This is a genomic window from Citrobacter sp. CK198, assembly GCF_030333295.1.
GTDB lineage: Bacteria > Pseudomonadota > Gammaproteobacteria > Enterobacterales > Enterobacteriaceae > Citrobacter_B > Citrobacter_B koseri.
Genome location: NZ_JAOWGE010000029.1, coordinates 20,960 through 27,227 on the forward strand (window position 1 = coordinate 20,960; position 6,268 = coordinate 27,227).

Below are 6,268 nucleotides of genomic sequence, written 5' to 3' on the forward strand. Positions count from 1 at the left end.
GACCGTCAGGCCAGACGGTTGCCAGGAATAAACCATTCCCGACGTGAATTTAAAAGATCCTGCGTGCTCATTGCCTTCTTACCTGCGGGTTGAAGGGAGAGCAGGTTCAGGATGCCGTTGCCGGTTGCAACCTGAATACCTTGTTTAGTCGCGTCAAGAATGGTGCCCGGTTCCGCTTGCGTTACGCGCTCTATCACTGACGCCTGCCACACTTTTACCGGCTGACCGTCAATTTCCATCCAGCTCATTGGCCAGGGATTAAAGGCGCGGATGCAGCGTTCAAGCTGTGCAGCAGAGAGAGACCAGTCCATACGCGCCTCTTCTTTGCTAAGTTTCTCAGCGTGAGTGGCCAGGGCGTTGTCCTGTACTTCTGGCTTCGCGGTACCGTTTTCTAACTGTTTCAGCGTTTCAATCAGCCCCTGTGGGCCAAGATCCGCCAGCTTGTCATACAGCGTGCCGCTGGTGTCTTCCGCGGTGATTGGACAGGCAAGTTTATAGAGCATATCGCCAGTATCCAGACCCACATCCATTTGCATGATGGTTACGCCCGTTTCGGCATCACCAGCCCAAAGTGAACGTTGGATCGGCGCTGCGCCACGCCAGCGCGGGAGCAGGGAACCGTGAACGTTGATGCAGCCGAGTCGCGGCATATCCAGCACCGCTTTTGGCAGAATCAGGCCATACGCCACCACGACCATTACGTCAGCGTGTAAGTCCGCGACTAAATGCTGGTTTTCTTGTGGGCGCAAGGAGGCGGGCTGAAAAACCGCTATTCCTTTCTCTTCCGCCAGCACTTTCACCGGGCTGGGCATCAGCTTTTTACCGCGTCCAGCCGGGCGGTCGGGTTGGGTAAACACGCCAACGACGTTGTGTCCAGAAGACAACAGCGCGTCAAGATGACGCGCTGCAAAGTCAGGTGTACCCGCAAAAATAATACGTAGTGAGTCTGACACGTTGATTCTTGTCCTTAAGCCCGGGCGTTCAGGCGGTCGAGTTTCTCAACTTTCTGACGAATACGTTGTTGCTTCAGCGGCGACAGATAATCGATAAACAGTTTACCAACCAGGTGATCCATCTCGTGCTGAATACAGATAGCCAACAGACCGTCTGCTTCCAGCTCAAAAGATTGACCGTCGCGGTCGAGTGCGCGAATTTTCACTTTCTCCGCACGCGGCACTAAAGCTCGCTGTTCAGGAATAGACAGACAGCCTTCTTCAATCCCCGTCTCACCGCTTTTTTCCAGCAGTTCCGGGTTGATTAACACCAGACGCTCGTCGCGGTTTTCCGAAACATCAATCACGATGATACGTTGATGAATATCGACCTGCGTTGCCGCCAGGCCAATACCTTCTTCTGCATACATCGTTTCGAACATATCATCGACGATACGCTGAATTTCTGCATTCACTTCTTCTACCGGTTTTGCGACTTTGCGAAGACGCTCGTCCGGAATATGTAACACTTGCAAAACTGCCATAATTATCCAGAGTTGTGTTCAGGAGTTGGAAAGATTATTACCTCTATTCTAGACAAAACCCCCTCCGATTGACAGCATCAGTGACCAATCGCAAAGATTGCCAGGACAGCTTGTGGCAGGGGGATAAAGGATGACCCGTACCGAAATTTGGTTACGTTTGATGCATGTGAGTGAATTGTATGGCGATGCAATGTTGAGCATTGCGAATTTGCTCATACAACAGCGTCAGATTGATAAGACTTTACTTCAGAACGCAGGGTTAACGTCCCGACAAGCGGAACGCTTTTTAACCGTCCCGCAAAAAGCGCTGGATGACGCGCAGCACTGGCTTGAGCAACCTCATCACCATTTGATTCTGGCCGGCAGCGCGCGTTATCCGGCACAGTTGAATGCGATTGCAGATTATCCCGGCGCTTTTTTTGTTGCAGGTGATCCAGAATGTCTCCAGAACTTCCAGCTTGGCGTCGTCGGAAGCCGGACACCTTCCTGGTATGGCGAGCGATGGGGGCGTTTGTTCTGTGAAAGTCTTGCCGTAAAAGGGGTGACGATTACCAGCGGGCTGGCGAGAGGAGTTGATGGCGTTGCGCATAAAGCCGCCTTAAACGCGAACGGGAAAAGCGTGGCTGTGCTGGGCAACGGTCTGGGAAGTATCCATCCCCGACGGCATACCCGGCTGGCTGAGGGGCTGATAGACGCCGGTGGCGCGCTGGTGTCGGAGTTTCCATTAGCGACGCTCCCTTTACCGCACCATTTTCCCCGACGAAACCGCATCATTAGTGGCCTGAGCAAAGGCGTGCTGGTGGTTGAAGCGGCGCTACGAAGCGGCTCTTTGGTTACTGCGCGCTGTGCGCTGGAGCAAGGGAGGGATGTCTTTGCCTTGCCAGGGCCTATAGGTAGCCCTGGCAGTGAAGGGCCGCATTGGTTGATCAAACAGGGCGCTACTCTTGTGACGGCGCCAGAGGATATTCTGGAAAATTTGCAATACGGCTTACATTGGCTGCCAGATGAGGCCGAAAATTCACTTTATTCACCAGATCAGGAAGTCGCAGCATTGCCATTTCCTATGCTCCTGGCTAACGTAGGAGATGAGGTAACACCTGTTGACGTCGTCGCTGAACGTGCCGGCCAACCTGTGCCAGAGGTAGTGGCTCAGCTACTCGAACTGGAGTTAGCAGGATGGATCGCAGCTGTACCCGGCGGCTATGTCCGATTAAGGAGGGCAAGCCATGTTCGACGTACTAATGTATTTGTTTGAGACTTACATCCATAACGAAGCTGAATTGCGTGTGGATCAGGACAAACTGGAACGGGATCTTACCGACGCTGGCTTTGACCGTGAAGACATCTACAACGCGCTACTGTGGCTGGAAAAGCTTGCTGATTATCAGGAAGGCCTCGCCGAACCTATGCAACTGGCTTCCGATCCGCTCTCCGTACGTATTTACACGGCAGAGGAGTGCAATCGACTGGATGCCAGCTGTCGGGGGTTTCTGTTATTCCTCGAGCAGATTCAGGTGCTAAACCTCGAAACGCGAGAAATGGTGATTGAACGTGTGCTCGCGCTGGATACCGCAGAATTCGATCTGGAAGACCTGAAGTGGGTGATCCTGATGGTTTTATTTAACATTCCGGGTTGTGAAAATGCGTATCAGCAAATGGAAGAATTACTCTTTGAAGTGAATGAAGGTATGCTGCATTAATCGACCTTCATTCAGCATGAGTTGTTATGGCTAAATCAGCACTGTTTACGGTGCATAAAAATGAGCCCTGCCCACAGTGCGGGGCTGAACTTGTTATTCGCTCCGGGAAACACGGTCCTTTTCTCGGCTGCTCACACTATCCAGAATGTGATTATGTCCGTCCGCTGAAATCGTCAGCAGACGGACATATCGTCAAAGTTCTGGAGGGGAAGTTTTGCCCGGCATGTGGTGCGGAGCTGGTATTGCGGCAGGGGCGGTTCGGCATGTTTATCGGTTGCAGTGACTACCCCGCGTGTGGTCATACCGAACTGATCGACAAACCAGACGAAACTGCCATTACCTGCCCTCAGTGCCAAAAAGGTCATCTGGTTCAACGGCGTTCCCGTTATGGTAAAACTTTTCATTCCTGCGATCGCTATCCTGAATGTCAGTTTGTCATTAACTTCAAACCGATAGCCGGAGAGTGTCCTGAATGTCACTATCCGCTACTCATCGAAAAGAAAACCGCGCAGGGTGTGAAGCACTTTTGCGCCAGTAAACAATGTGGAAAGCCGGTTCCGGCGGAACAACAAAGTGAATAATAACCTGCCTACAGACGCTATCGCGGCAGCGGTAGCGGTACTGCATAAAGAATGTGTCATCGCGTATCCCACAGAAGCTGTTTTCGGTGTCGGGTGCGATCCTGATAGTGAAACGGCGGTCAACCGCTTACTGGAATTGAAACAGCGTCCGGTTGAAAAAGGCCTCATTTTAATTGCGGCAAATTTTGAGCAGCTTAAGCCATATATTGATGACAGCATGCTGACAGATACGCAACGAGAAGCGATCTTTGCGTGCTGGCCTGGCCCGGTGACGTTTGTTTTTCCTGCACCGGCGACAACGCCGCGCTGGTTGACGGGACGTTTTGATTCGCTGGCGGTTCGCGTTACGGATCACCCGCTGGTGGTCTCATTGTGCCAGGCTTATGGCAAACCGTTAGTTTCCACCAGTGCGAATTTGACAGGGTTGCCTCCCTGCCGCACGGTCGAAGAAGTACGGGCGCAGTTTGGCACGGATTTCCCCGTTGTTGAGGGTGAAACGGGAGGACGCCTGAATCCTTCTGAAATTCGTGATGCCCTGACGGGCGAGCTGTTTCGACAGGGGTAATACGATGGAAACCTATGCCGTTTTTGGTAACCCGATTGCGCACAGCAAGTCGCCATTTATTCATCAGCAGTTTGCGCAGCAACTGAAGATAGATCATCCCTATGGGCGTGTTCTGGCGCCGGTTGATGATTTCGTGAATACCCTTAATGCCTTTTTTGCGCAAGGAGGGAAAGGGGCGAACGTTACCGTTCCTTTTAAAGAGGAAGCGTTTGCACGCGCAGATGAACTGACGGAGCGTGCGGCGCTTGCCGGGGCGGTGAATACCCTGAAACGCCTTGATGATGGTCGCTTGCTGGGGGATAACACCGACGGCATCGGTCTGTTGAGCGATCTTGAACGTTTATCTTTCATTCGTCCGGGGCTACGCATCCTGCTGATTGGGGCAGGGGGGGCTTCCAGGGGCGTACTGTTACCGCTGCTATCAATGGATTGTGCGGTTACTATTGCGAACCGAACCGCTTCCCGTGCTGAAGAACTGGCGCAAATCTTCGCTCATACCGGCAGTGTTCAGGCCCTTCGTCTTGATGCGCTGGAAGGCCATGAATTCGATCTGATCATCAATGCGACATCCAGTGGAATTAGCGGTGATATTCCCGCGATCCCGTCATCGCTCATTCATCCTGCTGTCTGTTGCTACGATATGTTTTATCAAAAGGGGAATACGCCGTTCCTTGCCTGGTGTGCGGAGCAAGGGGCAAAACGGTATGCCGATGGTTTGGGGATGCTGGTGGGGCAAGCCGCGCATGCTGTTTTTCTCTGGCATGGCGTGTTGCCTGACGTGGAACCTGTTATTGCAACGCTGAAGCAGGAACTGTCGGCATGAACCAGGCTATTCAGTTTCCTGACAGAGAAGAGTGGGACGCGGACCTTGAGGCCGTTAGCTTTCCCGCACTGGTGAATGGGATGCAGTTAATGTGTGCTATCAAGGGAACCACGCTGGCGCATCGCTTTGGCGGCGATACGCCAGAACGGTGGCTGGCAGACTTTTGTGAACATCGCTGGGATCTGGAAGAAGAAGCGGAAGCGTTGATCCAGTCCCAGCAAGAAGACGATCAGGGTTGGGTCTGGCTGCCCTGACTCAGGTATTCATCTTTCCATTTCACATAGTTATTTGCGGAGTACTGTAGCCCGGCTTTCTCTTCATCACTTAGCGGACGGATCTGCTTCACCGGACTCCCCAGATACAGATAGCCGCTTTCCAGGCGCTTGTTTTGCGGCACCAGGCTGCCAGCGCCGATCATGACGTCATCTTCTATTACCGCGCCATCCAACAGAATGGACCCCATGCCAACCAGAACCCGGTTGCCGATAGTGCAGCCGTGGAGCATGACTTTATGCCCGACAGTGACATCTTCACCCACAATAAGCGGATTACCTTGCGGGTTAGTGGTGGATTTGTGCGTCACATGCAGCACGCTGCCGTCCTGGATATTTGAGCGGGCGCCAATCTCTACATAGTTCACATCGCCACGAATGACGACCAGCGGCCAGATCCCGACGTCATCAGCCAGACGAACATCGCCAATGACGACGCTACTGGAATCGATCATCACGCGTTGCCCGATCTGTGGGAAAAGATCCTTATAAGGACGTAATACGTCAGACATGTTTACCTCAACGAAAGAGAACAGTAATGAAGACTTTGGTTGGATTATTGGCGCTACGCAAGTGTTTCAGGTATCAAAAATCAGCCAAATTGCGCAGGAATGTAGCGAAAGGGGTAAAAAACAGGCATTCAGCAAAAAAGATCCAAAAAAACGCTTGTGCAAAAAAATGGGATCCCTATAATGCGCCTCCGTTGAGACGACAAAGTGAAACGCTTCACAAGATGGTCGGAACAACGAAGAGAAAAATCCTGAAAAATGGGGTTGACTCTGAAAGAGGAAAGCGTAATATACGCCACCTCGCGACAGAGCGCTAAAGCGCGTCGCAACTGCTCTTTAAC

General features: G+C 52.3%; 10 protein-coding genes. 7 read left to right on the plus strand and 3 right to left on the minus strand.

Going from position 1 to position 6,268, the window contains the following annotated elements; translation table 11 throughout:
- Positions 1–5 precede the first annotated feature (5 nt).
- Positions 6–953: a methionyl-tRNA formyltransferase gene (gene fmt / locus OGY62_RS08860; RefSeq protein WP_286459599.1), complete on the minus strand. Its 948-nt coding sequence runs from the start codon at positions 951–953 to the stop codon at positions 6–8.
- 14 nt (positions 954–967) lie between these two features.
- The gene (gene def, locus OGY62_RS08865; protein WP_047460857.1) at positions 968–1,477 is read right to left on the minus strand and encodes a peptide deformylase; all 510 of its coding nucleotides are present in this window, start codon (positions 1,475–1,477) and stop codon (positions 968–970) included.
- Positions 1,478–1,607: 130 nt separating this feature from the next.
- Between def and dprA the strand changes: the two genes are divergently transcribed.
- From dprA to OGY62_RS08895, 6 genes are read left to right on the plus strand one after another with little or no spacing between them, the layout of a single operon-like run.
- The gene (dprA, locus tag OGY62_RS08870; protein WP_047460860.1) at positions 1,608–2,732 is read left to right on the plus strand and encodes a DNA-protecting protein DprA; all 1,125 of its coding nucleotides are present in this window, start codon (positions 1,608–1,610) and stop codon (positions 2,730–2,732) included.
- Positions 2,704–3,177: a DUF494 family protein Smg gene (gene smg / locus OGY62_RS08875; RefSeq protein ID WP_024130999.1), complete on the plus strand. Its 474-nt coding sequence runs from the start codon at positions 2,704–2,706 to the stop codon at positions 3,175–3,177. Before dprA ends, smg begins: the two co-directional genes overlap by 29 nt.
- 26 nt (positions 3,178–3,203) lie before the next feature.
- Entirely contained in the window at positions 3,204–3,758 is a 555-nt protein-coding gene (locus OGY62_RS08880) for a DNA topoisomerase family protein (RefSeq protein ID WP_012135414.1), read from the plus strand.
- The gene (tsaC, locus tag OGY62_RS08885; protein ID WP_198448712.1) at positions 3,751–4,323 is read left to right on the plus strand and encodes an L-threonylcarbamoyladenylate synthase type 1 TsaC; all 573 of its coding nucleotides are present in this window, start codon (positions 3,751–3,753) and stop codon (positions 4,321–4,323) included. Before OGY62_RS08880 ends, tsaC begins: the two co-directional genes overlap by 8 nt.
- 4 nt (positions 4,324–4,327) lie before the next feature.
- Positions 4,328–5,146, plus strand: a complete 819-nt coding sequence (aroE, locus tag OGY62_RS08890; protein ID WP_049011816.1) for a shikimate dehydrogenase — start codon at positions 4,328–4,330, stop codon at positions 5,144–5,146.
- The gene (locus OGY62_RS08895) at positions 5,143–5,400 is read left to right on the plus strand and encodes a DUF1488 family protein (RefSeq protein WP_286459601.1); all 258 of its coding nucleotides are present in this window, start codon (positions 5,143–5,145) and stop codon (positions 5,398–5,400) included. The genes aroE and OGY62_RS08895 overlap by 4 nt, the downstream gene beginning before the upstream one ends.
- Here the strand turns inward: OGY62_RS08895 and OGY62_RS08900 are convergent.
- Positions 5,376–5,930, minus strand: coding sequence for a gamma carbonic anhydrase family protein (locus OGY62_RS08900; RefSeq protein WP_286459604.1), 555 nt, complete (start codon positions 5,928–5,930; stop codon positions 5,376–5,378). The genes OGY62_RS08895 and OGY62_RS08900 overlap by 25 nt on opposite strands.
- Here OGY62_RS08900 and OGY62_RS08905 point away from each other — a divergent pair.
- Positions 5,929–6,111, plus strand: coding sequence for a hypothetical protein (locus OGY62_RS08905; protein WP_286459605.1), 183 nt, complete (start codon positions 5,929–5,931; stop codon positions 6,109–6,111). The two genes, OGY62_RS08900 and OGY62_RS08905, sit on opposite strands and share 2 nt — an antisense overlap.
- Positions 6,112–6,268 lie beyond the last annotated feature (157 nt).

Coding starts and splice junctions, on each gene's coding strand:
- smg (WP_024130999.1), top strand. CDS start 2,704: ATGTTCGACGTACTAATGTATTTGTTTGAGACTTACATCCATAACGAA.
- OGY62_RS08905 (WP_286459605.1), top strand. CDS start 5,929: ATGTTTACCTCAACGAAAGAGAACAGTAATGAAGACTTTGGTTGGATT.
- dprA (WP_047460860.1), top strand. CDS start 1,608: ATGACCCGTACCGAAATTTGGTTACGTTTGATGCATGTGAGTGAATTG.
- OGY62_RS08895 (WP_286459601.1), top strand. CDS start 5,143: ATGAACCAGGCTATTCAGTTTCCTGACAGAGAAGAGTGGGACGCGGAC.
- aroE (WP_049011816.1), top strand. CDS start 4,328: ATGGAAACCTATGCCGTTTTTGGTAACCCGATTGCGCACAGCAAGTCG.
- def (WP_047460857.1), bottom strand. CDS start 1,477: ATGGCAGTTTTGCAAGTGTTACATATTCCGGACGAGCGTCTTCGCAAA.
- OGY62_RS08900 (WP_286459604.1), bottom strand. CDS start 5,930: ATGTCTGACGTATTACGTCCTTATAAGGATCTTTTCCCACAGATCGGG.
- OGY62_RS08880 (WP_012135414.1), top strand. CDS start 3,204: ATGGCTAAATCAGCACTGTTTACGGTGCATAAAAATGAGCCCTGCCCA.